Consider the following 25,591-nt stretch of genomic DNA (forward strand, 5'->3'; position numbering starts at 1 on the left):
TGTACGGCTTCTGTGAGAGGTGAATCACCGCACGCGTGGGTATCAGTGAGGCAAGCCTCAGATAAGTTAGGCCAGCCTCACCATGCCGAACGGGCCCCGCCGTGCGGCTTGTCCGACTTCTCTTGGAGCCTGCATGCGAGCCGTCCGACTGTCCGTTGTCACCGCTGCCGCCACCGCGGCCGCTCTGGCCGCCGTCACGGGTTGCACCCAGAAGAGCGACGCGAAGAACGGCGACGCGATCCAGGTGACCGCCGCGGACTCGAAGTGCGAGACCTCCGCCAAGACCGTGCCGGCCGGACAGGTCACCCTGAAGATCGAGAACAAGGGGTCCCAGGCCACCGAGGTCGAGATCGTCTTCCCCGACGACCGGATCGTCTCGGAGAAGGAGAACATCGGCCCCGGCACCAAGTACACGCTCACCGCCGAGGTCAAGGCCGGTTCGTACGAGATCGCCTGCCGCCCGGGGATGAAGGGCCACGGTGTCCGCCAGAAGCTCACCGTGACCGGCGGCAAGGTCGCCAAGCGCGACCCGCGCCTGGACAAGGCGGTCGCCTCCTACCGCGAGTGGGCGCAGTCCGAGGCCGACGCCACGCTCCCGAAGGTGAAGACGTTCGCCGACGCGATCAAGGCCGGCGACCTCGAGGCCGCCAAGAAGGCCTACGCCCCCTCGCGCGTCGGCTGGGAGAGCACGGAGCCCATCGCCGAGTCCTTCGGCGACATCGACCCCAAGACCGACACCCGCGCCGACGGCCTGGAGAAGGGCCAGAAGTGGACCGGCTGGCACGCGCTGGAGAAGGCCCTGTGGGCGGACAAGAAGATCGGTGACGAGCAGAAGGCCCTCGCCGACCAGCTCGTCACGGACCTGACCGACTGGCAGAAGCGCGTCGGCAAGGCCGAGATCACCCCGACCTCCATGGCCAACGGCGCCAAGGAACTGCTCGACGAGGTCGCCACCGGCAAGGTCACCGGCGAGGAGGACCGCTACTCGCACACCGACCTCAGCGACTTCAAGGGCAACGTCGACGGCGCGCAGAAGGCGTACGAGCTGCTCAAGCCGGTCGCCTCGGAGAACGACGCGGCGCTGACGGCGGAGCTCGACAAGCAGTTCGCCGCGCTCAACAAGCTGCTCGACACGTACCGGACCGACAAGACCTCGGACGGCTTCGTGTCGTACGACACCGTCGGCAAGGCCGACCGCAAGCAGCTCTCGGACGCGGTCAACGCGCTCGCCGAGCCCCTGTCCAAGCTCGCCGCCGCCGTCGTGAAGTAGGAGCAGCGCCATGACGGACACCCAGGACAGCACGAACGGCACGAACGGCGCCGACGCGGCCGAGCCCGCGCCCGCCGGCTCCGCGCCGACCCGGCGTTCCCTGATCGGCTGGGGCGGTGCCGGGCTCGCGCTCGGCGCCGCCGCGGCCGGGGGTGCCGTCGCGATGACCCGCGTCGGCAACGACGTCGACCCGGCCGGCGCCGACACCGGCGCGGCCGTCCCCTTCCACGGCGCGCACCAGGCCGGCATCGCGACCGCGGTGCAGGACCGGCTGCACTTCGCCGCGTTCGACGTGAAGACCGACGACCGCGCCGAGTTCGTCCAGCTCCTCAAGGACTGGACGCAGGCGGCCGCCCGGATGACCGCAGGACACACGGTCGGCGAGGGGGCGTACGGCGGTCTGGCCGAGGCTCCGCCGGACGACACCGGTGAGGCCCTCGGGCTCAAGCCGTCCCGGCTGACACTGACCATCGGCTTCGGTCCGTCGCTGTTCGCGAAGTTCGGTCTGGCGGACCGGCGGCCGGAGGCGCTCGTCGACCTGCCCGCCTTCTCGGGCGACAACCTGGACAAGGCCCGCAGCGACGGCGACCTGTGCATCCAGGCCTGCGCGGACGACCCGCAGGTGGCGGTGCACGCCATCCGCAACCTGGCCCGTATCGGCTTCGGCAAGGTCGCCATCCGCTGGTCGCAGCTCGGCTTCGGCAAGACGTCGTCGACGACCCCGGACGCGCAGACCCCGCGCAACCTGATGGGCTTCAAGGACGGCACCCGCAACATCGCGGGCACCGAGACCGCGCGGCTCGACAAGTTCGTGTGGGCCGACGCGAAGGACAACGGCGCGAACGCGGCCTGGATGAACGGCGGTTCCTATCTCGTCGCCCGGCGCATCCGGATGAACATCGAGACCTGGGACCGGACCTCGCTGCAGGAGCAGGAGGACGTCTTCGGCCGCGACAAGGGCGAGGGCGCCCCCGTCGGCAAGGCCAAGGAGCACGACAAGCCGTTCCTGAAGGCCATGAAGCCCGACGCGCACGTCCGGCTCGCGCACCCCGACTCCAACGACGGTGTGACGATCCTGCGCCGCGGCTACTCCTTCACGGACGGCACGGACGGTCTCGGCCGCCTCGAAGCGGGCCTGTTCTTCCTCGCCTACCAGCGGGACGTGCGCAAGGGGTTCATCCCCCTGCAGCGCAACCTGTCGCGCTCCGACGCGCTCAACGAGTACATCCAGCACGTGAGTTCGGCGGTCTTCGCCGTTCCGCCCGGCGTCCGGGACAAGGACGACTGGTGGGGCCGGGCGCTGTTCTCCAAGGAGGCGTAGCCGTGTTCAGCAACTACCTGATCGGTCTTCGCGAGGGACTTGAGGCCAGCCTCGTCGTCTGCATCCTCATCGCCTACCTGGTGAAGACGGGGCGTACGGACGCCCTGAAGCCGATCTGGGCCGGTATCGGCGTCGCGATCACCGTGGCGCTCGGTTTCGGCTGCGCCCTGGAGTTCGGCTCCCAGGAGATGACGTTCCAGGCCCAGGAGGCGCTCGGCGGTTCGCTGTCGATCCTCGCCGTGGGCCTGGTGACGTGGATGGTCTTCTGGATGCGGCGCACCGCCCGGCACCTGAAGTCCGAGCTGCACGGCAAGCTGGACGCCGCGCTCGCCATGGGCACGGGCGCGCTGGTGGCGACCGCGTTCCTGGCGGTCGGCCGGGAGGGCCTGGAGACGGCCCTGTTCGTGTGGGCGTCGGTGCACGCGGCCAGCGACGGCACACCCCGCCCGCTGATCGGTGTGGCGCTGGGCCTGGCCACCGCGGTCCTGCTCGGCTGGCTGTTCTACCGCGGCGCGCTCAAGATCAACCTCGCCAAGTTCTTCACCTGGACCGGCGGCATGCTGGTCGTCGTCGCCGCGGGCGTGCTCGCGTACGGCGTCCACGACCTCCAGGAGGCCGACTTCGTCCCGGGTCTGACGAACCTGGCCTTCGACATCAGCGGCACGATCGACCCGACGAGCTGGTACGGCACCCTGCTGAAGGGCGTCTTCAACTTCCAGCCCGACCCGACGGTCCTTCAGGTCACGGTGTGGGCGCTGTACTTGGTCCCGACGCTCACGATCTTCTTCGCCCCGGTAGGGTTCGCCTCCGGGAAGAAGAAGGTGAAGGCACCTGATGAGCAGGCATCACACGGGTCGCAGCCCTCGAAGGCCTCGTAGTCACGGCCGTCTCGGCCGTCTCGCCCTGGCGGCGACGACGGTGACCGCGCTGTTGGGGGCGGCGAGCGGCTGTGTGGTGGTGCACGGCGAGCGGGAGGTGGTCCCGGCCACGAGCCGCGCCGAAGCCGCCCGTGCGCTGCGGGAGTTCACCGCCGCGTACAACAAGGCGGACGCGACGTACGACCGTTCGAAGGACGCGGACCGGGTGACCGGTCCGCTCGCGGACATCGACGGCGCCAAGCTCAAGGCCGGGCACCTCACCAAGCCGGGCGGCAATCCCACGCATTCGGCGCTGACGTTCGACGACGCCGAGTTCTCGATCCCCGCCAAGGCCGGCTGGCCCCGCTGGTTCGTGGCGAACGCGACCGCGAACAAGGGCCTGGCGGGCAGTCGCTGGCTGCTCGTCTTCACCCGGGACAACGCCCGTGAGAAGTGGCAGGCCTCGTACCTGACGGTCCTCGGGGCCGGTGACGTACCGAAGTTCGCGACGGACGAGGGCGGCTGGGCGCAGCCCGTCGCCGCCGACGACGCGGCGCTGGCGGTCGCGCCGCGACAGCTCGGCCGGTCGTACGCGACGTATCTGAAGGACGGCGGCGACACCTTCGCCGCGGGCGTGCACACCTCGCAGTGGCGGGCCCAGCGGGAGAAGTTCGCGACCCGGCCCGGCCTCGCCCGGCAGTACATCGACGAGCCGCTGGCCTCGGGCGACTACGCGCCGGTCGGGCTGCGCACGGCGGACGGCGGGGCGCTCGTGTTCTTCGCCACGCACCGCTTCGAGAAGGAGACCGCCGCCGCGGGTACCGAGATCCCCTCGCCCACCCCGGACGTGCAGGCCCTGACGACCGGTGAGGTCAACCAGTCGCTGACCCTGGAGTTCGTCTCCAACCAGGTCGTCCTCGACCCGCCGAAGGGCGCGGGCCGGGGGCAGGTGTCCGTCCTCGGACGGGTGGAGGGGCTGACGGGCGCCAAGGGCGAGTAGGCCCCGCCCCACGCCACGGACGGCTCCCCGCGCGGCGGCTCAGCCCCGGTGGGGCCAGGCGGCGAGCTGGTCCGCGCCGTTCTCCCCGGCGTAGCGGGCGCACGCGTCGGTGAGGGTCTCCAGGAGCGTGAGCGGGTCCGGCAGCGGATGCTCGGGGCCACGCACCCAGTCGACGCTCAGACCGCCGGGGAGCTGGGCCGGCGGTACGAGGACGTACGAGCCGCGGCAGTGCCAGCGGAAGCCGGGGTGTTCGTCCATCGTCTCCGGGTGGCAGTCCAGCTCGCACGGCCACCACTCGTCCTCGTCCTCGGGCGTACCGCGGGTGAGGGTGAAGAACAGCATGCGGCCGTCGCCGGTCTCCGCGACGGGGCCGACCTCGATGTCGGAGGCGAGCAGGCGCTCCAGGGCCTCGCGGCCCGCGTCCAGAGGAACGTCCAGGACGTCGTGCACCATGCCGGTCGCGGTGATGAAGTTCGCCTTCGGCTGGTGCCGGGCCCAGCGCTCGATCTGGGCGCGGTCGGTCGTCGACTGTGTCTGCCAGGCGAAGGAGACGGGGTGGCGCGCGGGCGTGGGACAGCCGACGCGGTCGCAGGAACAGCGGTAGCCGGCGGGGTACGCGGCCTGCGCGAGCGGCAGCCCCGCGGCGGCGGCGGCGAGCAGCAGGGCCTCACGGCCGTCGGCGGTCGTCTCCGCCGGGGCTTTGGGCCGGTCTCCGCGCAGCCACTTCGAGAACCTGTCCCACGCGCCGGAGCGGCTGCCGAACTCTGCGCTCATCTATCCCCTCGCCTGCCTCGCCGTAGGGCGACTCGTCCTCGCCCCATCGTCCCACCATCCTGGGCTCCGGGTGGCCGGAGCCGACAACCGGGGTAGGTGGGGCGATGCGCCCGCCAGACCCTGATCAGGTGTTATTGCATGATTAGGGGTGATTTCACGGGTGCCGGGCCGAGGCCTGACCGGTGCGGGGAGTAGTCGTCCGGCGCGTCCGCGTAGCCGCACGAGACAGATGCCACTCCGGCGGGGAGGGCGGTCCCGGTGGACGGGACGGGGCGGTCCCGGCGGACGGGGTGGGCCGTGCCGGTGGACGGGACGGGCGGTCTCCGGTGCACGGGCGGGCGGTCCCGGTGGACGCCGGCGGGCCGTGCCGGTGGACGGCGGTGGGCCGTGCCGGTGGGCGGCGTGGGAGCCGTTCCTGCGGACACCACCCGCACGCCTCCCGCTCCCGGGGCCGGGCGCACCGCACCATGAGCATCAACTGCCCCTGCGGTTGCGTAAGGAGCCTTCCTTGCACCCTGTCCGCCGCGCCACGCCCCGGCGCTACCTCATGTGCCCACCGGTGCACTTCGACGTCACGTACGCGATCAATCCGTGGATGAACCCCGCCAAACCCGTCGACGTGCCGCTCGCGCTGGCCCAGTGGGAGGACCTGCGGGACCGCTACCGCTCCCTCGGCCACTCGGTCGAGGAGCTCGCCCCGCGTCCCGGCCTGCCGGACATGGTCTTCGCGGCGAACGGCGCGACGGTCGTGGACGGCCTGGTGCTGGGCGCGCGGTTCGCCTACCCGCAGCGCGAGGCGGAGGCGGCGGCGCATCTGGAGTGGTTCCGCGCCCTCGGCTTCGGGCAGGTCCGCGAACCGGAGCACGTCAACGAGGGCGAGGGCGACTTCGTCGTCACGGGGTCGTACCTGCTCGCGGGCCGGGGCTTTCGCGCGAGCCCGCTCTCGCACGGGGAGGCACAGGAGTTCTTCGGCCGCCCGGTGATCGGCCTGGACCTCGTCGACCCGCGCTACTACCACCTGGACACGGCACTGGCCGTCCTCGACGACCGCGCCGACGAGATCATGTACTACCCGCCCGCGTTCTCCCCCGGCAGCCGCGAGGTCCTGCGCCGGTTGTTCCCGGACGCGCTGACCGCCTCGCCGGAGGACGCCGCCGCGCTGGGGCTCAACGCCGTCTCGGACGGTCTGCACGTGCTGCTGCCGCAGGAGGCGGCGGGCCTGTTCGAGCCGCTCCGGGAACGCGGCTTCGTTCCCGTCGGCGTCGACCTCGGCGAACTCCTCAAGGGCGGCGGAAGCGTGAAGTGCTGCACGCAGGAGCTGCGGCCCTGATTCAGGAGGCGCCCTCGGGCGGCGGCCAGGCGTCGCCCCACTCGGCGTCGCGGGCCGCCTTGTACAGCGGCCCGTGGCGCTTGGTGACCGTCTGCCGGCGCAGCGCCTCGTCCGGCTCGCACAGGTCGAGCAGGACCTGGCCCTTGCGGATCTGCGGTTTGCGCACGACGCGGGAGGGCGCCGGCTCGGGCGGGAAGCGGGTCGCGGCGACGTAGCTGAACTTCTCGTCCTCGTAGGGCAGGGAGCCGCCCTTGACCTGGCGGTGCAGCGAGGAACGGGCGACCCGCGCGGAGAAGTGGCACCAGTCCTGGCCGGGGACGATCGGGCAGGACGCGCTGTGCGGGCAGGGCGCGGCGACATGGAAGCCGGCGCCGATCAGGCGTTCGCGGGCGGCGAGGACCCGGGTGTAGCCGTCCGGGGTGCCGGGCTCGATGATCACCACCGCCCCGGCGGCGCGCGCGGCCGCGTCCACGACCGAGGCGCGGTCGTCCTCGGTGAGCTCGCCGAGGACGTACGAGACGGTGACGAGATCAGTGCTCTCGATGGTGAGCGCCGCTCCGATACGAGAGCGCTGCCACGCGGCGCCGCGGAGTTCCGGGTTGGCGTCGGCGATCTCCCGGCCGAGCGCGAGGGCCGGCTCGGCCCAGTCGAGCACGGTCACCGGGCGGACGCCCTCCCAGGTCGCGTTGACCGCCCAGGTCGCCGCGCCGGTGCCGCCGCCGACGTCCACATGGCTCCCCGGCGCCCAGCCGGGCACCGTGTCCGCGAACGCCTCCAGCGCCGCGGACACCGCCTCGAACGTCGCGGGCATCCGGTACGCGGCGTACGCGGCCACGTCCGAGCGGTCCCGAAGGATCGGCGTGTGGGTCGGGGTGGTCCCCCGGTAGTTCGCGATCAGCCGCTCGACCGCCTGCGCGGCGGTCTTCGGCGGCAGGCCGTCGAGCAGTCCGGCGAGGGCACCGCGCAGGAGGTCGGCGGAGGGTACGGGGGCGTTCACGGCCCGATTCTCTCAGGTGCCGCGCATCCCCCCGAACCGGCCGGCGGTCCCCCGGAGGCGCCACCCCCCGCCGGCCGGCGCCCTCCCCCGTACCGGCCGGGCGCCCGCTCAGGTGCCGCGCACCGCCCGCCGCAGCCGGGTGGCCGCCGCCGCGCGGGGCGCGTTGTCCGCCGGACGGCGCCGGGGATGGACCGTGTTGGCCAGCAGGACCAGGAACGTGTCCGTCGCCGGGTCCAGGACCAGCGAGGTACCGGTGAACCCGGTGTGGCCGGCCGCTCCGTGGCCCGAGAGGGTGCCCATGAACCAGGGCTGGTCGATGGCGAACCCGAGGCCGGGCGGGGTGAGGAGGAGTTCGACGAAGTCGGGACCGAGGATGCGCGCGGGACCGTACGAGCCGCCCGCGAGCAGGGTGCGGCAGAAGACCGCCAGATCCCGCGCGGTGGAGAACAGCCCGGCGTGCCCGGCCACCCCGCCCAGCGCCCAGGCGTTCTCGTCGTGCACGACGCCCCGCAGCATGCCCCGGTCCGCCTTGGCCCACGGCCGCCGCTGGTCCTCGGTGGCCGCCGCGCCGGGGCAGGGTCCGAAGGTGGTGGCGTTCATCCCGAGCGGGCGGGTGATGCCGTCCCTGACAAGGATGTCGAGCCCCCGGCCGGTGACGCGTTCCAGCACGTACTGCAGGAGGAGCAGGTTGACGTCGGAGTAGCGGTACTCGCCCGGCTTCGACGAGGGGGCCTCGGCCCGCAGCAGCGCCAGCCGGGCCGTGTCGTCCGGGCAGTCGTACAGCGGGAGCTCGGGGCGCAGCCCGGAGGTGTGGGTGAGGAGCTGCCGTACGGTGATGCCGTGTTCGCGGGCCGCGCGGAACTCCGGCAGGTACGCGCCGACGCGCGCCTCGATGCCCAGCGTGCCGCGTTCCAGTTGCTGCACCGCGGCGACCGCCGTGAACAGCTTGGTGAGCGAGGCCAGGTCGAAGGGCGTGTGCACGGTCATCGGCACGCGCGCGTGCGGCGGCAGCTCGACGCCCGTGCCCTTGGCCTCGTCGTGCGCCGCGTACCGCACCGCCCAGCCGGCCGCCTCCTCGACGGCGATGACCGGGCCCCGCCCCGCGACGACGACCACGCCCGCCGCCCACGGGTCGGGCCCGCCGGTGAGGGAACGGACCTCCTGGACGAGCCCGCGCAGTTCACCGGCGTCGAGTCCGGCGCGTTCCGGCGTACCGTTCCGCAGTCTTGGTGCGCTCAGTTCCCCGCCCCTTTTCCGTTCGAAGTGCGTCCCGTCCGCCGGGGACGGCACAGTCCCACGAAGCAGGCGACGGCCACCGACGCGGCCACCAGTTGGACGACGGCCATCGGGACGGCGGTGTGCTCGCCCGCGATGCCGACGAGCGGTGAGGCGACCGCGCCGACGAGGAAGGAGGTGGTGCCGAGCAGCGCGGAGGCGGATCCGGCCGTGTGCCGTACGCGCATGAGGGCGAGGGCCTGGGTGTTGGGCAGGGCGAGGCCCATGGCCGACATCAGCACGAACAGCGCGGCGGCGACCGGGGCGAGCCCGACCGGGCCGAGGACACCGGTGGACATGAGCAGCAGCGCGGTCGCGGCGAGGACGACGAGGGCGAGGCCGGTGGCGAGGACCTTTTCGAGGGCGACCCGGCCGACCAGCAGTTTGCCGTTGATCTGCCCGGCGGCCACGAGGCCCACGGAGTTCACGCCGAACAGCAGGCTGAAGGTCTGCGGGGAGGCGCCGTACAGGTCCTGGATCACGAACGGAGAGGCCGAGATGTAGGCGAAGAGGGCCGCGAAGGTGAAGCCGCCCGCGAGCATGTACCCGGTGAACACACGGTCGGCGAGCAGCCGGCGCATGGCGTGCAGGGCCTCGCCGACACCGCCGCCGTGCCGGTCGGCGGGTTCGAGGGTCTCGGGCAGTTTCGCCCAGACGAGGGCCGACAGCGCGATGCCGACGGCGGTGAGGACGACGAACACGCCCCGCCAGTCGGTGAAGCGCAGGATCTGTCCGCCGATGAGCGGGGCGACGACCGGGGCGACGCCGGAGATCAGCATCAGGGTGGAGAAGAAGCGGGCCATCGCGACGCCGTCGTACAGGTCGCGCACGACCGCGCGGGCGATCACGATCCCGGCCGCGCCGGCGAGTCCCTGGACGAGGCGGAAGGCGACGAGGAGGCCGATGCCGGGCGCGAGGGCGCACAGGGCGGTGGCGAGGACGTAGACGGCGAGACCGGCGAGCAGCGGGCGCCTGCGGCCCCACCGGTCGCTCATCGGCCCGACGACGAGCTGTCCGAGCGCCATGCCCGCCAGGCACGCGGTGAGCGTGAGCTGCACGGTGGCGGCCGGGGCGTGCAGGGAGCCGGTGACCTCCGGCAGCGAGGGAAGGTACATGTCCATCGCCAGCGGCGGCGTGGCGGTGAGGCCGCCGAGGACGAGGGTGACGAGGAGCCCGGTGCGGCGCGGGCCGCCGGGTCCGGCGTGCGCCCGCGCCTCGGCGCCGGCCTTCGCCCCGGCGGACGGGGTGCCGGCGGCCGGAGCCGATGCCTCGGCGGCCGCCGGCGCTGTGCCCGCGGTTGCTGCCTCCGGTATATGCCCTCGCGGGCCTTCCTGGTCCCGCGCGGTGCGGCCACGCTCGGGCATGTGCCCCCCTCTCGGAAAGATGCGGCCCCTATGCTCTCAGTTCGAACAGCGGGTTCGGAGTCACGGATCAAGGGGCGGGCATGACGGGCGAGCGTGAACGCGTGCGGTGGGGGATTCTGGCGACCGGCGGGATCGCCGCGGCGTTCACGGCGGACCTGGTGGACATGCCGGACGCCGAGGTGGTGGCCGTCGCCTCACGCTCGGACTCCTCGGCGCGGGCGTTCGCGGAGCGGTTCGGGATTCCCCGGGCGTACGGGGACTGGGCCTCGCTCGCCGCGGACGAGGACGTCGACGTCGTGTACGTCGCCACGCCGCACTCGGCGCACCGGGTGGCCGCCGGGATGTGTCTGGAGGCGGGGCGCCATGTGCTGTGCGAGAAGGCGTTCACGCTGAACGCGCGGGAGGCCGGGGAACTGGTCGCCCTCGCCCGCGGGAGCGGCCGCTTCCTGATGGAGGCCATGTGGATGTACTGCAATCCGCTGGTCGTGCGGCTGAAGGCGCTGGTCGACGACGGGGTGATCGGTGAGGTGCGCACGGTGCAGGCGGACTTCGGTCTGGCCGGGCCGTTCCCGCCCTCGCACCGGCTGCGGGATCCCGCTCAGGGCGGTGGCGCGCTGCTGGACCTGGGCGTGTACCCGGTGTCGTTCGCGCAGTTGCTGCTCGGGGAACCCTCGGACGTCGTCGCGAGAGCGGTGCTCTCCGAGGAGGGCGTCGATCTCCAGACGGGTGCGTTGCTCTCCTTCGAGAGCGGTGCTCTGGCTTCGGTGCACTGCTCCATCAACGGCGGCACTCCCGTCGCCGCCTCCGTCACCGGCTCCGCGGGCCGCATCGACATCCCGGGCGGCTTCTTCTTCCCGGACCACTTCGTCCTGCACCGCGACGGCCGCGAGCCGGAGACCTTCCGCGCCGACCCCGCCTCCGGTCCCCGCACCAGCCTCAAGCACGAGGCGGCCGAGGTGATGCGCGCCCTGCGCGCCGGCGAGACCGAGTCCCCCCTCGTCCCCCTCGACGGCACGCTCGCCGTGATGCGGACGCTCGACACGATCCGCGAGCACATCGGCGTCCGCTACCCCGGCGAGGCGAAGGCGTAGCGGCCCGCACCCGGCCGGCGGCGGACCGGTCCCGACCGGCGGCGAACCGGACGCGAACCGGACGCGAACCGGCGCGCACGTACGCCGGAGCCCGGCGGTTCACCACGGAATGGCAAACGCCGCAATCCACACATACGGAAGCTGACTCTCCGGACCATATAAGCCGTTGGTGCGCTTATGCTCGTCATCTCCCCATCAGGGCTTCACAGTTGGAGCACACGGCTTCGGTAGACCACGGTCCACTCCGAGGGGGAGGTGGCAGCCGCTCCGCCGCCCGGGTGGGGGCCGACCTCGCGCGGGACCGCGAGGCGCGCACCGGACCGCGGAGCGGCTGCCCCCGTCGTCAGTCCCGGCCGCCGCCGTCCGCCTCGGCCGACTCCACGGCCGGATCCGCAGCCGTCTCCACGACCGCAGCCGCACCCGTCTCCCGCGCCGGACCCCCGGCCGTCTCCCGGGCCGGCTCCGCCGCCCGCTCCCCGGCCGACCGGCGCGCGCGGGCGCGCAGCGCGAGCGCGCCGCCCGCGAGGAGCGCCACCGCCGCCCCGGCCCCGCCGATCAGCCCCCACGGCGCGCCGCCGTCCTGCCCGGAGGCGGCCGCAGCCGGAGCGCCCGCCGCCGCCTTCGCCGCCTTGCGCGTGGGCTTCGCGCTCGCGCCGCCCGCGCTGAGCGGATCGACCAGCGTCCCGACCGGCTCGGCGTTCGCTCCCTTGCCGAACCCCCAGTCGAGGAGCCGCGCCGTCTCCTCGTAGACACCGTTGCCGCCGCTCTTGGGGTGCATCACCGTGACGAGCAGGGTCCGTCCGTCGCGGGTCGCCGCGCCGGTGAAGGTGTTGCCTGCGTGACTGGTGTAGCCGTTCTTCACCCCGATCAGACCCTCGTACGGCTTCATGCCCCACGCGCCCGTCAGCAGGCGGTCGGTGTTCTGTATCTGGAAGGTCTTCTTGCCGCCGGCGGGGAAGTCTGCGGTCCTCGTCGAGCAGTAGCCGCGGAAGTCGGCGTCCGCGAGCCCGTGCCGGGCGAAGAGCGTCAGGTCGTACGCGGAGGAGAGCTGGCCCTTGTGGTCGAAGCCGTCGGGGCTGACCACGTGGGTGTCGAGGGCCTGGAGGTCCTTCGCGAGCGCCTGCATCTCGGCGACGGTGGCCTCGATGCCGCCGTTCATGTGGCTGAGCACGTGCACCGCGTCGTTGCCGGAGCGCAGGAACACGCCCTGCCACAACTGCTCGACGGTGTAGGTGATGCCGGGCTTGATCCCGACGAGGCTGGAGCCCGCGGGGACGTCGGCTATGTCGGCGTCGACCACCTTGTACGTCCGGGCGCGCTCGAACTTCTTCAGGACCGTGTCCGCGAACAGCATCTTCAGGGTGGAGGCGGGCGCGAGGCGCCGGTGGGCGTTGTACGCGGCGAGCACCTCGCCCGTGGTGAGGTCGGCGACCAGCCAGGAGCGGGCCGTGAGGTGCTCGGGCAGTCCCGACGCGCCGCTCACCTGTATCCCGGCACGGGCCAGCCGCTCCCCGCCGATCGTCGTCGTGGCGTACGCGGTCGCGGCCGTCGCGGCGGCGAAGGGGACGGCTGCGGCGAGGCCGAGAGCGGCACGGCGGGAGAGCCCGGAAGAATCACGCATCCCGGGACCGTACAAAGTCCGTCCGGGAAGCCCGACAGCGGGGTGACAAAGAAAAGCACCGGCGCTTCCAAAGCGGCGGTAAACAAGCCACGCGAGAACACGGCCGCCCGCCGGCACCCGCGGGCGCTCCCCTCCCCCGACGCGCGCGGGCGGGCGCCCGAAAGCCCGTCTCCGGGCCAGTCAACAGGCGTTTCCTGGCAAAGAGCCCTCGAAAGCCTGGGAATGGACTGTCTGACCCAATATTGATTCCCGCGTGCCGATTCTCAGGCCTCACACATCCCTCGCTCAGCCCGGCGCAAAGGTTCCTCCCTAGCTTGTGACTGCGCCCACAGGGGGGCGCCAAGAACCTTTGAGGAACGGGATGTTTGGCATCTATCTCAAGCGTGAGCTGAGCCGGCGCAAGAAGGCGGCGCTGGTGATCGCCATGGGTCTGGCGCTCGGTATCGCGCTGGTCATCACCGTCAACTCGGTGTCGGCCGGCATGCAGCAGGCTCAGGAGAAAGTCCTGAAGTCGCTGTACGGGCTCGGCACGGACATGACCGTCACCAAGGCGCAGGCGGCGCCGTCCGCCAACTCCTCCGGCCGCCCGAAGTTCAACTTCGACGCCAAGTCGGACAGCTCCACGTCGCAGAGCTCGGACCGGGTGATGACCCAGGGCGGACAGACGCTGAAGTCCTCGCTGGTCACCGAAGTGGCCGCGCAGAAGGGCGTGTCGAGCGCGGTCGGCTCGCTCAGCCTGAACGTCGTCAAGGTCGACGGCTCGTTCACCCAGGGCAAGGCGAAGTCCTCGACGTCGAACCAGGGCGGCCCCGGCGGCCAGGGCGGCAGCACCGGTATGCCCCAGGTCCAGGGCGGCGGCGCCTCCTTCGACGTGAACTCCTACTCGGTCGCCGGCGTCGACGTGAGCCACCAGGCACTCGGCCCGCTGGCCACCTCGAAGATCACCACGGGCAGCACGTTCACGGCCGCGCAGAGCTCCGCGAAGGTCGCGGTGATCAGCAAGTCGTACGCCAAGGAGAACAAGTACAAGGTCGGTTCGACCCTCAAGATCTCCGGCAAGAAGTACAAGGTCATCGGCATCGCGACGCCCGACAGCAGCGAGTCGACCACCGACGTCTACCTGCCGCTGAAGCAGGCCCAGACGCTCGGCGACGCCAAGAACAAGGTCACCACGATCTACGTCAAGGCGACCGACTCGAAGCAGATCGCCACGGTCAAGTCGACCATCCAGAAGAACATCTCCGGGACGACGGTCACCACCTCCGCCGACCTCGCGGACACCGTCTCCGGCTCGCTGTCCACCGCCTCGAACCTCGCCACGAGCGTCGGCAAGTGGCTGTCCATCGCGGTCCTGGTCGCCGCGTTCCTGGTCGCCGCGCTCCTCACCTCCTCCGCCGTCTCCCGCCGGGTGCGTGAGTTCGGCACGCTGAAGGCGCTCGGCTGGCCGTCCCGCAAGGTCACCCGCCAGGTCGTCGGCGAGTCGATCGTGAACGGCCTGCTCGGCGGCGCCCTCGGTATCGCCCTCGGCCTCGCCGCGGCCTACACCGTGACCGCGATCAGCCCGAAGCTGACGGCCGAACTCGGCTCGACCGGCTCCACCGGCGGCCCGGGCGGCCCCGGCGGCGGCGGTCCCGGCGCGGCGGCCTCCGCGGCCAAGAACACCGTCGACATCGCGCTGTCCGCGCCGGTGTCGGTGACCACCATCGCGCTGGCCGTGGGCCTCGCCGTCACCGGCGGTCTGATCGCCGGCGCGATGGGCGGCTGGCGCGCCTCCCGGATGCGCCCGGCGGACGCGCTCCGCAGCGTCTCCTGACCCACCCCCCGGGCACACCCCACGAGTCGGGGCGCCGCGTCCACTCCCCCCGGGCCGCGGCGCCCCACCCCCTTCATCCTCGGAGAACCCTCATGTACAAGCTCACCGGCGTCACCAAGCGCTACACACGGGGCAAGGACACGGTCGAGGCGCTGCGAGGCGTCGACCTCACCATCGAGGACGGCGACCAGCTCGTCATCCAGGGCCCCACGGGCGGCGGCAAGTCGACGCTGCTCCAGATGATCGGCGGGCTCGACCGGCCGACCTCCGGTTCGGTCGAGCTGGACGGCGTGGACCTCGGCGGCATCAGCGAGGCCAAGCTGACCCGGCTGCGGGCCGAGAAGATCGGCATCATCTTCCAGTCCTTCAACCTCATCCCGACGCTGACCGCGCAGGAGAACGTCGAGACCGCCCTCGTACCCCTCGGGGTCAAGCCCGCCGAGCGGCGCGAGCGTGCCGCGGAGGCGCTGCGCTCGGTCGGTCTCGGCGAACGGCTCACGCACGTCCCCACCGAGCTGTCGGGCGGTCAGCAGCAGCGCGTGGCCATCGCCCGGGCCCTGGTCAAGAAGCCGAAGGTGCTGCTCGCCGACGAGCCGACCGGCAACCTCGACGAGGGCACCCGCGACGACATCATGGGCCTGCTCGAAGGGCTGTGGCACGAGTACGGGCTGACGTTCGTCATGGTCACCCACGACTCGTCGATCGCCCGCCGCGCGCCGCGCCTCGCGACCATCAAGGCGGGGCAGATCACGCTGACCGAGCAGGGTGCCCGCCGGGCCGTCACCGAGCGGGCCGGACACCCGGCCCCGCAGCGGCAGTTCACGCCGCAGGAGTACGCCCAGGCGCAGTACGCGCAGGAACAGTACGGGGCCGCCCAGGGCCACTGAGCCGCGCGGCGGCCACGGCCTCCCGCGGCCACTCCCCGCTCCACGCTCCCCGCGCCGAACGGGCCGCGCACCGGACCTCGGTGCGCGGCCCGTCGGCGTTCACGCCTGGCCGGTCTCGAAGCGGCTGATCCTGCCGCCGTCGACGGTGAAGCTCCACCTGGTCTTCATCTCGCCCCAGGTGTCGTTGCGGTACCGCACGAGGAGGGAACGGCCCGCGTCGGACTCGTTGTCGACCTCCATGTGGCCGCGCGAGGAGAAGATCTCCCGGTCGGTCCAGTCGGCGAGGTCCCGGTCGGAGCCGTCGTCCGACATGGTGGCGCCCGGTGCGAGAAGGGCCTCGAACGCGTCCCGGTCATGGGCGTTCACGGCGGTGACGAACGCCCGGACGACCGGGTCGCTGAGGCGCGTCGGCTGAATGGTCATGGGAGTCACCCTCACACCGGCTCCCCGCACCCGCCACCCGAACGGCCGCCCGGGGCCGCCGGGCCGCGCCGATCGGTGCGACGGTGGACACCCGGGCAAACCGCTGCCGCCGTCTGGACTGGGAGTCACCGTGACCTGTATCGACCGGCGTGATCTGGGGCTGCTGCTGATCCGTCTGAGCACCGGCGGCGTACTGGCCGCGCACGGAGCGCAGAAGCTGTTCGGATGGTTCGGCGGCGGCGGCATCGAGGGCACCGGGCAGGCCATGGAGGCCATGGGGTACGCGCCCGGAGAGGCGAGCGCCAGGGCCGCCGGCCTCGCGGAGGCGGGCGGCGGCACCCTGCTGATGCTGGGCCTCGCCACGCCCGCGGCCGGTGCCGCGGCGGCCGGCGCGATGGCGGGCGCGGCGGCCGTGCACGTACCGAACGGGTTCTTCGCGCAGAGCGGCGGCTACGAGTACACGGCCTCGCTCGGCCTCGCGGCGGCGGGCCTGGCGGTGGCGGGCCCGGGCCGGCTGTCGCTCGACCATCTGATGGGCCACACGGTGAACCGGGGCTGGATGGTGCCGGTCGCCCTGGGCACGACGGCCGCGGTCACCGCGGTCGTCGTGGGCGTCCGGAACAGACGGGTGCGCGTGGCACGGGAGGGCAAGCAGGAGGCCCTGTTCGAGGAGTAGCGGCACGTGAGACGGCGTGTCAGGACAGGGCCGCGTCGCCCAGGCCGCCGTAGAAGTAGCTTGCCGACTCCTCTCCGGACTTGGTCATCACGCAGGTGATGCGGATCTGGTCCTGTCCGGAGATGTCCACCGAGAGGTCCTGGGCATCGCTGGAGCGGAAGGACAGCGGCTTGCCGATCGGGTTGCCCGCCGCGTTGCTGACCTGGATCGAACCCAGTGATCCGATCGCGTTGGGCGAGTCGGCCAGGATTCCCACCTTCGCGCTCAGCCGCTTGTAGCCGCTGGTGCTGTAGACGGCGCTCCCGCCGGCGCTGGTGCATCCGAGCCGGACACTCTTAGCGTAGTGCGCTCCGCCCATGGTCACGGGCTCGACCGTCGCGCCACCGTCACCGTCGATCACGTCCCGCTCCGCGAGGTAGACGGAGGAACCGGGCGCGGGTGACTCCGCGCCCGACGACTGCTGCCCGGTGTCCCCGGGCTCCGGGGTGGCCTCCGCGGTCGGGTCGGACGCGGGCGTCGCGGTGACCGTCGCCGTCGCCGTGACGGTCACCTCCGGCTTCGGGGTGTCCGCCTGGACGACCGTCTGCCGCCCGCCGAAGAACCCCGCCGCGACGGTGGCGGCACAGATGCACAGCAGCTCGAACCACTTCGGAATGACGCCGAACCGGCGCCGAGCACGCCGTTCCTGTTTGGTGAGATCCATTCCCGCCCCCTGTGTGTCGATCGTTCCGGCCGGGCCGGGAGCCGACGTCGTCGCGTCCCCTCAGACCTTGTTCGAGGTACGCGGAGGGAGAACGACGGAGGACGCCGGCCGTGTGCGATGGGTATGGAGGCGTCCTCGGCCCACCGAGTTCACGTGTCCCCCTGGCAGCACAGCGCGCTCGGCAGTTCCTCGACCTCACAACCGCAACCACAGTAGGGAGCGCGCGGGCAGATATGCCTCAAGTACGCAGTTCCTGTTGTCGGCACGGAAGCGCGAGGCATTCGGAGGGCACCCGGTTCGAGCACGCGCCCTCGTCGCGCGCCCGCCGGCGCCCCCCCGTTTCGGGCACCGCGGGTCATGGCATCGCCTTCGGGAACGCGGGGCACGGCACCAACGCACCGCGGTCGGGGGAACCTCGACACCAAAAGGCCCCGGCCAGGTCGTTCACCTGGTCAGGGCTGGAACGGCAGACGAGTCGGGCTGTACGCCGGGTTCTGTCGCCCGGTCGCCTCGCGGCGGCCGGGGAGACGGCCATCCATCTAGGGCCGACGTTGCCGCCGGCCTCGTGCGGTCTACCCGCGGACTCGGGCGGGCAGCCCTCGAACGTCCGCGCAGAACCGCCTTCCCTCGCGGGAGAGCGGCTCCTCTTGACCTTGCTCCGGGTGGGGTTTACCTAGCCGCCTGAGTCGCCTCAGGCGCTGGTGGTCTCTTACACCACCGTTTCACCCTTACCGCGAACCGGAGTTCGCGGCGGTCTGCTTTCTGTGGCACTGTCCCGCGGGTCACCCCGGGTGGCCGTTAGCCACCACCCTGCCCTGTGGAGCCCGGACGTTCCTCGGGAAGGTCCGCAAGGACCTCCACGCGGCCGTCCGCCCGGCTCGTCTGCCGTGCCGACCATGGTACCGGGCGGACGGGGCGCCGGGGACCGGCGGTCGCGGTGGCCAGGACGGAGCCCGCCAGGATGAGGGCGAAGGCGGCGAGGATCCCGGCGGTCAGGTGTTCGTGCAGGAAGAGGGCGCCCGCGGCGACCGCGACCGCCGGATTGACGTACGTGATCACCGTCGCCCGGGTCGGGCCCGCCTCCTTGATCAGTTCCAGGAAGGCCACGAAGGCGACGGCCGTGCAGATGACGCCGAGGCCCGCGAGGGCGGCCAGGACCTGTCCGGAAGGTATCGCCTCGGGCCGGGTGAAGGCCGCCGCGGGGGCGTAGACCAGCGCCGCCAAGGCCAGGCAGGGGGCCGTCAGATGCAGCGAGGGCACGTCCTTGAGGCGGCGGGCGACGATGAGCGGCGCGGTGGCGTAGCCGACGACCGTGAGCAGCACCTCGACGAGGGACCGGGCGTCGCCGCCGGTCAGATGCGGTGCGGTGAGGACCGCGACGCCGGCGAGGCCGAGGGCGAGGCCCGTGACGCGGCGGGCGCCGAGCCGTTCCGTGTCGCCGAAGGAGCGGGCCGCGACGACGCCGACGATCGGCACTCCGGCGATCAGCAGGCCCGCGGTGGAGCTGGACAGATGGCGTTCGGCGTCCGTGAGCGTCCACCAGGGGACCATGATCTCGATGACCGCGAAGGCCAGCATGGGGCGCCAGTGGGCCCGTACGGTGCCGGCCAGGCCGCCCTGCCGGATCGCGAAGGGGAGCAGCAGCGCGGCGCCGACCGCGCAGCGCGTGAACACCACCACCGACGGGGACACCTCGTCCACCGCCACCTTGATCATCAGATAGGGGATGCCCCAGATCACTCCCATCAGGGAGAACAGAAACCAGCCGCGTGCAGTCATACGGGCAGTCTCGGTCACCGCCCCGCGGCGGGTCTTGAACGCTGTTGCGCCGCGGCCGGGGGCGTGAGGACGCTCGCCCGGTACGCCGCCGGGGTCACGCCCAGCACGCGGCGGAACCAGCGGGTCAGATGCGCCTGGTCGGCGAAGCCCACGAGGGCGGCGACCTCGGCGGGGCGCAGTCCGGACTCCAGGAGCCGGCGGGCCCGGTTCACCCGGTACTGGGCCAGCCAGGCGTACGGCGGTATGCCCGTCGTCGTACGGAAGGCGCGCAGGAGCTGGTAGCGGGACAGGCCCAGGTCGCCGGCGAGGGAGGCGAGGGAGGGCGGGGCCTGGAGTTCGCCGGCCAGGCGGTCCCGTACGGCGTCGGCTATGCGCGCCGCGCCGGGTATCTCGTCGCGTTCGGGGCGGGCCGTGGAGTGCCGCCGGGTCAGTGCGGCGAGCAGCCACGGCAGGCGGGACTCGGCCTCCAACGGGTCCGGGCAGGCGCTCAGTTCGGCGTGCGCGGCGCGCAGGGCTGCGGCGAGTTCGGGGTCGTCGAGCAGCGGTTCCCGGAAGTGCGGGAGGCCGCCGACGGCGCCCTCGGTGAGCAGGGACGGCTCCGCGTACAGGGCCCGGTAGGCGTAGCCGTCGCAGGCGGCGGGGCCGCCGGTGTGGGTCTCGCCGGGGGCCAGCACGACGATGGACCCCGGTCCGGTCCTGATGTGGCCGCCGCGGTAGCCGATGAGCTCCGAGCCGCCGACGCTGACGCCGATGGTGAACTCGTCGTGGGTGTGCGGGGCGTAGCGGTGCCGGTCGAAGCGCGCGGTGAGCAGGTCCAGGGGCCGGCCGTCCCGGCCGAGGGTGGCCCGGGTCCAGCGGGCCTCCTCTTTCACGGGGTGCCGCGGAGACCGCGGTGCCTGTGTGGTCGTCCCCCGGGCCGCGGCGGTCGCCGCCACGGCCGTCGGCGGGCGCCGCGTGGTCCCGGTCGTCGCCGCTGCCGCCGTCGGCGGGCGTCGCGCGGCCCCGGTCGTCGCCGCCTGTCCCCGTGCGGTCATGTCCGTCCCTCCCCCTCGCGACCGTGACCGGTCGCGTTCCACCGCCTTCGCTCTACGGGAGCAACGCCCGCGTCCCCCGTTTCCATGCCGGGGCCGCCCCCGGGATCAGGCGGGTTCGAACCGCGCCTTCGCCGTCCCGGGGTCCGCCTCGGCGAGCCGGACCCGCAGGCGTTCGCCCAGCGGCAGTTCCGTCGTGCCGCCGGAGATCCGGGCGAAGACCGCCGGGGACTCCAGTTGCACGGTCCCGACCGTGGGGTCGTGATCCTGTACGTCCACCACACAGGCTTCGAACAGGTCGCCGACGCGGTCCTTGAGGAGCGCGGCCTCCACGATGTCGACGCACTCGCGCTCGACGGTCCCGGCGCGTCTGCTGCCCTCGGCCATCTCCTTGGGCAGGGCGTCGAGTGCCGCGAGGACCCACTCCGGGGTCGGCAGACCGGCGGCCGCCGAGAGGCAGATCTCCGAGGCGTAGCGGTCGACGAGCCGGCGCAGCGGGGCCGTGCAGTGGGCGTAGGGCGCGGCGACGGCGGCGTGCGCGGTGACCTCGGGCAGCGCCCCGTCCCGGAAGACGGTGTACCCGGCGCCGCGCAGCAGGGTCGTGCACTCCTGGAGGAAGGCGGCGTGGTGCGGCAGGTGCGGGTCCAGGGAGCGGACGAGCTGCGCGTACGAGACGTGGTGCGGCCAGTCGATGCGCAGGGCGCGCGCGGTCCGGCGCAGCCGTCCGACCGCCCCGTCGGGCGCGGCGGGCAGGGTCCGCAGCACTCCGGTGCCGTGGTCGAGCATCAGCTCGGCCGCCGCCATCCCGGTGAGCAGGGAGATCTGCGCGTTCCAGGCGTCGGCGGGCAGCGGGGCGCGGTAGGCGAGTTCGTAGGTCCCGTCCTTCTCGACGATCTCCTGCTCGGGCACGTTCAGTGAGATGCCGCCGCGCTCGGTCTCCAGTGCCTCGCGCAGTTCGCCGACCTCCTTGAGCAGGGTGAGGGGTTCCTCCGCCGTGCCCTCGTCGATCCGGTGCTGCACGGTCGCGTAGTCGAGCTTGGCGCGGCTGCGGACCAGGGCGCGGCGGACGTCGACGATCTCCGTACGGCCGTCCGGGCCGAGGTCGATCGTCCACAGGACGGCCGGGCAGGTCTGGTTCGGGAGGAGGCTCGCGACGCCCTCGGAGAGGGCGGGCGGGTGGAGGGGGATCTTTCCGTCGGGGAAGTAGAGCGTCATCACGCGCCGGTGCGCCTCGGCGTCCAGGGCTCCGCCGGGCGCCACGAAGGCGCCGACGTCGGCGATGGCGTACTGGACGCGGTAGCCGCCCCGCTCGCGGCGCGAGAGGTGCATCGCCTGGTCGAGGTCCTCGGAGGACGGCGGGTCGATGGTGAAGAGGGGGATGTCCGTCGCGTCGTACGCGGGCAGGCGGGCCGGCCGGCCCGCCTCCGCGAGGACGTCGGCCGGGAAACTCCCGGGAACGCCGAGCTCGGTCCGCAGCGCGCGGAGAGCGGCTCGCAGCGGGGCCTGCGGGGCACCGGTGACACGGACGTGACGGCGGGGCATGGGTCGAGCGTAGGCCGGGGGCGGGGGTTGAGCACGCGGGGCGCCCTCCGGGCGAGGGGGACCGGTGGACTGGCGGGAAGGGGGGTCGGGGCTACGCCGTAGGCTGGCGGAGGTCTGTTTTCAGTGTGAGGAGAACCAAGCGTGCTCGTGCTGCTGCCGCCCTCCGAGGGCAAGGCACCCTCCGGCCGGGGAACCGCGCTCAAGCCGGAGTCGCTGTCCCTGCCGGCGCTCGCGGAGGCACGTCGGGCGGTCCTCGACGAGCTGGTCGAGCTGTGCGTGGCCGACGAGGACAAGGCCCGCGAGGTGCTCGGGCTGAGCGAGGGCCTGCGGGGCGAGATCGCGAAGAACACGGAGCTGCGGACCGCGGGCACCCGCCCGGCCGGGGAGATCTACACGGGGGTCCTGTACGACGCCCTGGACCTGGCCTCGCTGGACACGGCCGCCAAGCGGCGCGCGGGCCGTTCGCTGCTCGTCTTCTCCGGACTGTGGGGCGCGGTACGGGTCACCGACCGCATCCCCTCGTACCGCTGCTCGATGGGAGTGAAGCTGCCGGGCCTCGGAGCGCTGGGCACGCACTGGCGTACGGCGATGGCCGCCGCGCTCCCCGAAGCCGCGGGCGACGGACTCGTGCTGGACCTGCGGTCCTCGGCGTACGCCACGGCGTGGAAGCCCCAGGGCGAGGTGGCCGGGCGGACGGCGACCGTGCGGGTGCTGCACGCGCACCTGGTGAACGGCGTCGAGAAGCGTTCCGTCGTCAGCCACTTCAACAAGGCGACCAAGGGCCGGATCGTCCGCAGCCTGCTGACCGCGAACGCCGCGCCGAAGAACCCGGCGGAGCTGGTGGAGGCCCTGCGCGACCTCGGCCACACGGTGGAGGCGGAGGCTCCCGCCAGGGCGGGCCGGTCGTGGGCCCTCGACGTGGTGGTACGGGAGATCCACTGACAGGGCTCTGCTGATCGGGCTCCCCTGATCGGGATCCGCTGATCGGGCTTCACTGATCGGCATTCGCTGAGGGGTGCCCCCCGTCGAGAGGCCCCCGCCGAGGGGTGCCCGGCGAGGGCCTCCGCAATCACGTTGCAGCATGTGCAACGACCTTTGCGCATGCTGCACACCCCGGGCAGGATGAGGGCATGACTTCGTCGTCGCCCTCGCCTTCGCACGCCTCCGTCCTGGATCTCGCGCCCGTCGTCCCCGTCGTCGTGGTCGCGGACGTCTCCGACGCGGTGCCGCTGGCGCGGGCGCTGGTCGCCGGCGGGCTGCCCGCCATCGAGGTGACCCTGCGGACCCCGGCGGCGCTCGACGCGATCCGGGCCATCGCGGCCGAGGTGCCCGACGCGGTGGTGGGCGCGGGCACGGTCCTGACGCCGGAGCACGTGACGGAGTCGGTGGCGGCCGGCGCCCGCTTCCTGGTCAGCCCCGGCTGGACGGACGGACTGCTGGACGCGATGAAGGCGTCCGGACTCCCCTTCCTGCCCGGGGTGTCCACGACCACCGAGGTGGTGGCGCTGCTGGAGCGGGGGGTGCGTGAGATGAAGTTCTTCCCCGCGCAGGCCGCGGGCGGCACGGCCTACCTGAAGTCACTGGCGGGACCGCTCCCCCAGGCCCGGTTCTGCCCGACGGGCGGCATCGGCGCCGACAGCGCGCCGGACTACCTGGCGCTCTCCAACGTCGGCTGTGTGGGCGGCAGTTGGATGCTCCCCGTCGACGCGGTCGCCGCGCGGGACTGGCGCCGGGTGGAGGACCTGGCCCGGGCGGCCTCGGCGCTGCGCCGGTAGTCGCCGCCCGAGGGCGCCGGTGCTCGCACCCCGGGTGCCGGTGGTCGCGCCGAACGCCCCGCCCGGCTCAGCTCACGCGGATCACCACCTTGCCGAAGGCCGTGCCGCTCTCGTAGTAGCGGAACGCCTCCCCCACCTCGTCGAAGCCGAGGACCCGGTCCACGACCGGGCGGATGCCGTGCAGTTCCAGGGCCCTGTTCATCGACTCGAAGTGCGCGCGGCTGCCGACGAAGACCCGGCGGATCGTGGCCAGACTCGCCGCGTACGCGGCGTTGGAGATCCCGATCCCGGACCCGCGCCCGTTGCCGGTGGCCAGCAGCACGATCTGGCCGTAGAGCGCGGCGGCGCGCATCGACTGCTCGATGGTGTCGGGCCCGTTGGTCTCCACGATGAGGTCGGCGCCGCGACCACCGGTCAACTCCCTCACCGCGCGCCCCCATTCGGGGTTCCGTACGTAGTCGACGACGTGGTCCGCGCCGAGTGCCTTGAGGCGGTCCGCCCTGGCCCCGCTCGATGTCGTCGCGATCACCTCGGCGCCCAGCGTCTTGGCGAACTGCACGACGAACAGGGACAGCGCGCCGGTGCCGAGGGTGAGTACGGTCTGGCCGGGGGTGACGGGCTCGCCGCCGGTCAGGCTGTGCCAGGCGGTCACCCCGGCACAGGGCAGACAGGCCGCTTCCTCCCAGGTCAGATGGCCGGGAACGCGTACGGCGGCCGCCTGGTCCAGGCGGGCGTACTCGGTCAGCATGCCGTCGAGGGTGGCGCCGGGCTGGTCGAACCGGTCCGGGGTGATCCGGCCGTCCGGCCAGTTCGGGAAGTACGTGCCGGCCACCCGGTCGCCCACCGCGAACCGGGTCACCTCCGCCCCGACCGCGACGACCTCCCCGGCGCCGTCGCTCAGCGGGATCACGTCCGGCACGGCCTTCAGCGGGTAAGCCCCCTTCAGGAGCAGCAGGTCGCGCTTGTTGAGGGAGACGGCACGCACCCGGACGAGGATGTCCCGGGGCCCCGGTTCGGGGCGGGGCGACTCCCGCGGCACGATCCCGTCGACGGTGCCGAGCGTTTCGAGGTGGTAGGCGCGCATGTCCGCTCCCTGGGTGGGCTCCTGCGTGGATGCGTCCATGCTGTTCGCACCGGAGATCCCGCTCAATTCCCGGCAAGGTATGACGAGGCGTTCCGGGCGCGGCACGACGAGTGCCGCCGTGCCGCTGTCGTGGCGGTGACGTACAACTGATCGCATGACGACCGGTATCTCCACCCAGCCCCCGCCCTTCGCCCGGGAGCTGCTGCGCTGGCGGCACGCGCGCAGGGTGAGCCAACTGGAGCTCGCCTCCCGGGCGGGCACGACCCAGCGGTACGTCAGTTTCATCGAGCGCGGGCGATCGGTCCCCGGCAGGGAGATCGTGATCCGGCTCGCCGAGTCGCTGGGCCTGACCCTGCGGGAGCGCAACGCGCTGCTCCTGGCGGCCGGTTACGCTCCCGCGTTCGCCGAGTCGCCGCTGGACGCGGCCGCGCTCAAGCCCGTACGCGAGGCGCTGGACAGCATCCTCGAAGGGCATCTGCCGTATCCGGCGGTGGTGGCGGGGCCGCGGGGTGAACTCGTCGCCGCCAACGCCGCGTTCGACGTCCTGTCGGAAGGTGCCGATCCCGTGCTGCTGGAACCGCCGGTGAACGTCCTGCGGTTGGCCCTTCATCCGCGCGGGATGGCGGCACGGGTGGTGAACCTGGACGCGTGGGGGCGGCACATCGTGGAGAACCTGCGGGCCCGCGCCCTGCGCAGCCCCGACCCCCGTCTCGACGCGCTGGTCGGGGAGTTGGCGGCGTACGTGCCGGAGAGCGAGCCGGGCGCGGACTATCTCGGCTTCGCCGTACCGCTGCGACTGCGGTGCCCGGAGGGCGAGTTGAGGCTGCTCACGACGCTGACGTCGTTCGCCACCGCGGTGGACGTCACGCTCGCCGAACTCCATCTGGAGGCGTTCCTCCCGGCGGACCCGGAGACGGCGGGGATCCTCCGCGACCGTGCCGCGCGGCGGGGATGAGGCCGCCGTGCGGCGCCGGGGGC

22 protein-coding genes, 1 other RNA gene and 1 pseudogene are annotated in these 25,591 nt (G+C 72.7%); 12 read left to right on the forward strand and 12 right to left on the reverse strand.

The window, feature by feature from the left end; all coding sequences use genetic code 11:
- Positions 1-133: 133 nt before the first annotated feature.
- Genes efeO through ACZ4TO_RS11425 form a run of 4 tightly spaced genes read left to right on the forward strand, consistent with a single transcriptional unit; the run spans position 134 to position 4,448 of the window.
- Positions 134-1,270 (forward strand): iron uptake system protein EfeO, encoded by a 1,137-nt coding sequence (gene efeO, locus ACZ4TO_RS11410; RefSeq protein WP_382781372.1) that lies wholly within the window; start codon positions 134-136, stop codon positions 1,268-1,270.
- Positions 1,271-1,280: 10 nt separating this feature from the next.
- Positions 1,281-2,591 (forward strand): iron uptake transporter deferrochelatase/peroxidase subunit, encoded by a 1,311-nt coding sequence (gene efeB, locus ACZ4TO_RS11415; RefSeq protein WP_385042127.1) that lies wholly within the window; start codon positions 1,281-1,283, stop codon positions 2,589-2,591.
- A gap of 2 nt (positions 2,592-2,593) precedes the next feature.
- The gene (gene efeU / locus ACZ4TO_RS11420; RefSeq protein WP_382781377.1) at positions 2,594-3,469 is read left to right on the forward strand and encodes an iron uptake transporter permease EfeU; all 876 of its coding nucleotides are present in this window, start codon (positions 2,594-2,596) and stop codon (positions 3,467-3,469) included.
- Positions 3,426-4,448, forward strand: a complete 1,023-nt coding sequence (locus tag ACZ4TO_RS11425) for an SCO2278 family lipoprotein (protein WP_468024040.1) — start codon at positions 3,426-3,428, stop codon at positions 4,446-4,448. Before efeU ends, ACZ4TO_RS11425 begins: the two co-directional genes overlap by 44 nt.
- Positions 4,449-4,487: 39 nt before the next feature.
- Here ACZ4TO_RS11425 and ACZ4TO_RS11430 read toward each other — a convergent pair whose 3' ends face one another.
- A complete protein-coding gene (locus ACZ4TO_RS11430; RefSeq protein ID WP_382781382.1) occupies positions 4,488-5,222 on the reverse strand; it encodes a bifunctional DNA primase/polymerase in 735 nt (244 codons plus the stop codon).
- A gap of 508 nt (positions 5,223-5,730) precedes the next feature.
- Here ACZ4TO_RS11430 and ddaH point away from each other — a divergent pair.
- The gene (ddaH, locus tag ACZ4TO_RS11435; RefSeq protein ID WP_468024041.1) at positions 5,731-6,552 is read left to right on the forward strand and encodes a dimethylargininase; all 822 of its coding nucleotides are present in this window, start codon (positions 5,731-5,733) and stop codon (positions 6,550-6,552) included.
- A gap of 1 nt (position 6,553) precedes the next feature.
- On the opposite strand, the gene ACZ4TO_RS11440 is transcribed toward ddaH, so the two are convergent.
- From ACZ4TO_RS11440 to ACZ4TO_RS11450, 3 genes are all read right to left on the reverse strand, one after another.
- A complete protein-coding gene (locus ACZ4TO_RS11440) occupies positions 6,554-7,549 on the reverse strand; it encodes a small ribosomal subunit Rsm22 family protein (protein WP_468024042.1) in 996 nt (331 codons plus the stop codon).
- Between the two features lie 108 nt (positions 7,550-7,657).
- Positions 7,658-8,839 (reverse strand): serine hydrolase domain-containing protein, encoded by a 1,182-nt coding sequence (locus ACZ4TO_RS11445; protein ID WP_468024043.1) that lies wholly within the window; start codon positions 8,837-8,839, stop codon positions 7,658-7,660.
- Positions 8,785-10,188, reverse strand: a complete 1,404-nt coding sequence (locus ACZ4TO_RS11450) for a multidrug effflux MFS transporter (protein WP_468024044.1) — start codon at positions 10,186-10,188, stop codon at positions 8,785-8,787. Before ACZ4TO_RS11450 ends, ACZ4TO_RS11445 begins: the two co-directional genes overlap by 55 nt.
- 80 nt (positions 10,189-10,268) lie before the next feature.
- On the opposite strand from ACZ4TO_RS11450, the gene ACZ4TO_RS11455 reads away from it, so the two are divergent.
- Entirely contained in the window at positions 10,269-11,279 is a 1,011-nt protein-coding gene (locus tag ACZ4TO_RS11455) for a Gfo/Idh/MocA family protein (protein WP_468024045.1), read from the forward strand.
- 343 nt (positions 11,280-11,622) lie between these two features.
- Here ACZ4TO_RS11455 and ACZ4TO_RS11460 read toward each other — a convergent pair whose 3' ends face one another.
- Complete coding sequence (locus ACZ4TO_RS11460) at positions 11,623-12,900, reverse strand: D-alanyl-D-alanine carboxypeptidase family protein (RefSeq protein ID WP_468024046.1); 1,278 nt, start codon at positions 12,898-12,900, stop codon at positions 11,623-11,625.
- 361 nt (positions 12,901-13,261) lie between these two features.
- On the opposite strand from ACZ4TO_RS11460, the gene ACZ4TO_RS11465 reads away from it, so the two are divergent.
- Complete coding sequence (locus ACZ4TO_RS11465; protein ID WP_468024047.1) at positions 13,262-14,713, forward strand: ABC transporter permease; 1,452 nt, start codon at positions 13,262-13,264, stop codon at positions 14,711-14,713.
- Between the two features lie 92 nt (positions 14,714-14,805).
- Complete coding sequence (locus ACZ4TO_RS11470) at positions 14,806-15,600, forward strand: ABC transporter ATP-binding protein (protein ID WP_385042136.1); 795 nt, start codon at positions 14,806-14,808, stop codon at positions 15,598-15,600.
- Positions 15,601-15,699: 99 nt separating this feature from the next.
- On the opposite strand, the gene ACZ4TO_RS11475 is transcribed toward ACZ4TO_RS11470, so the two are convergent.
- Positions 15,700-16,023: a nuclear transport factor 2 family protein gene (locus ACZ4TO_RS11475; RefSeq protein ID WP_382781409.1), complete on the reverse strand. Its 324-nt coding sequence runs from the start codon at positions 16,021-16,023 to the stop codon at positions 15,700-15,702.
- 130 nt (positions 16,024-16,153) lie between these two features.
- Between ACZ4TO_RS11475 and ACZ4TO_RS11480 the strand changes: the two genes are divergently transcribed.
- Positions 16,154-16,699, forward strand: a complete 546-nt coding sequence (locus ACZ4TO_RS11480) for a DoxX family membrane protein (protein WP_382781412.1) — start codon at positions 16,154-16,156, stop codon at positions 16,697-16,699.
- Positions 16,700-16,718: 19 nt separating this feature from the next.
- On the opposite strand, the gene ACZ4TO_RS11485 is transcribed toward ACZ4TO_RS11480, so the two are convergent.
- The 5 genes and pseudogenes from ACZ4TO_RS11485 to ACZ4TO_RS11505 all read right to left on the reverse strand — a co-directional run bounded on the left by ACZ4TO_RS11485 (position 16,719) and on the right by ACZ4TO_RS11505 (position 21,754).
- Positions 16,719-17,402 carry a hypothetical protein gene (locus ACZ4TO_RS11485; RefSeq protein ID WP_382781415.1) on the reverse strand — a complete coding sequence of 228 codons (684 nt, stop codon included), beginning with the start codon at positions 17,400-17,402 and terminating at the stop codon, positions 16,719-16,721.
- 467 nt (positions 17,403-17,869) lie between these two features.
- Positions 17,870-18,283, reverse strand: an RNA gene (rnpB, locus tag ACZ4TO_RS11490) — RNase P RNA component class A.
- A 70-nt stretch (positions 18,284-18,353) separates the two neighbouring features.
- Positions 18,354-19,181, reverse strand: a pseudogene (locus tag ACZ4TO_RS11495) (DMT family transporter); the annotation flags it as partial.
- 14 nt (positions 19,182-19,195) lie between these two features.
- Complete coding sequence (locus ACZ4TO_RS11500) at positions 19,196-20,215, reverse strand: helix-turn-helix domain-containing protein (protein ID WP_382781417.1); 1,020 nt, start codon at positions 20,213-20,215, stop codon at positions 19,196-19,198.
- A gap of 105 nt (positions 20,216-20,320) precedes the next feature.
- The gene (locus ACZ4TO_RS11505) at positions 20,321-21,754 is read right to left on the reverse strand and encodes an RNB domain-containing ribonuclease (protein ID WP_468024048.1); all 1,434 of its coding nucleotides are present in this window, start codon (positions 21,752-21,754) and stop codon (positions 20,321-20,323) included.
- 141 nt (positions 21,755-21,895) lie between these two features.
- On the opposite strand from ACZ4TO_RS11505, the gene yaaA reads away from it, so the two are divergent.
- Positions 21,896-22,696 (forward strand): peroxide stress protein YaaA, encoded by an 801-nt coding sequence (yaaA, locus tag ACZ4TO_RS11510; RefSeq protein WP_468024049.1) that lies wholly within the window; start codon positions 21,896-21,898, stop codon positions 22,694-22,696.
- A gap of 188 nt (positions 22,697-22,884) precedes the next feature.
- Entirely contained in the window at positions 22,885-23,529 is a 645-nt protein-coding gene (gene eda, locus ACZ4TO_RS11515) for a bifunctional 4-hydroxy-2-oxoglutarate aldolase/2-dehydro-3-deoxy-phosphogluconate aldolase (protein ID WP_468024050.1), read from the forward strand.
- Positions 23,530-23,596: 67 nt separating this feature from the next.
- Here eda and ACZ4TO_RS11520 read toward each other — a convergent pair whose 3' ends face one another.
- Complete coding sequence (locus ACZ4TO_RS11520; RefSeq protein WP_382781426.1) at positions 23,597-24,652, reverse strand: zinc-dependent alcohol dehydrogenase family protein; 1,056 nt, start codon at positions 24,650-24,652, stop codon at positions 23,597-23,599.
- 115 nt (positions 24,653-24,767) lie between these two features.
- Here ACZ4TO_RS11520 and ACZ4TO_RS11525 point away from each other — a divergent pair, with 115 nt between their 5' ends.
- Complete coding sequence (locus ACZ4TO_RS11525) at positions 24,768-25,568, forward strand: helix-turn-helix domain-containing protein (protein ID WP_468024051.1); 801 nt, start codon at positions 24,768-24,770, stop codon at positions 25,566-25,568.
- Positions 25,569-25,591: the final 23 nt, after the last annotated feature.

This window comes from Streptomyces sp. NPDC028298 (assembly GCF_055565895.1).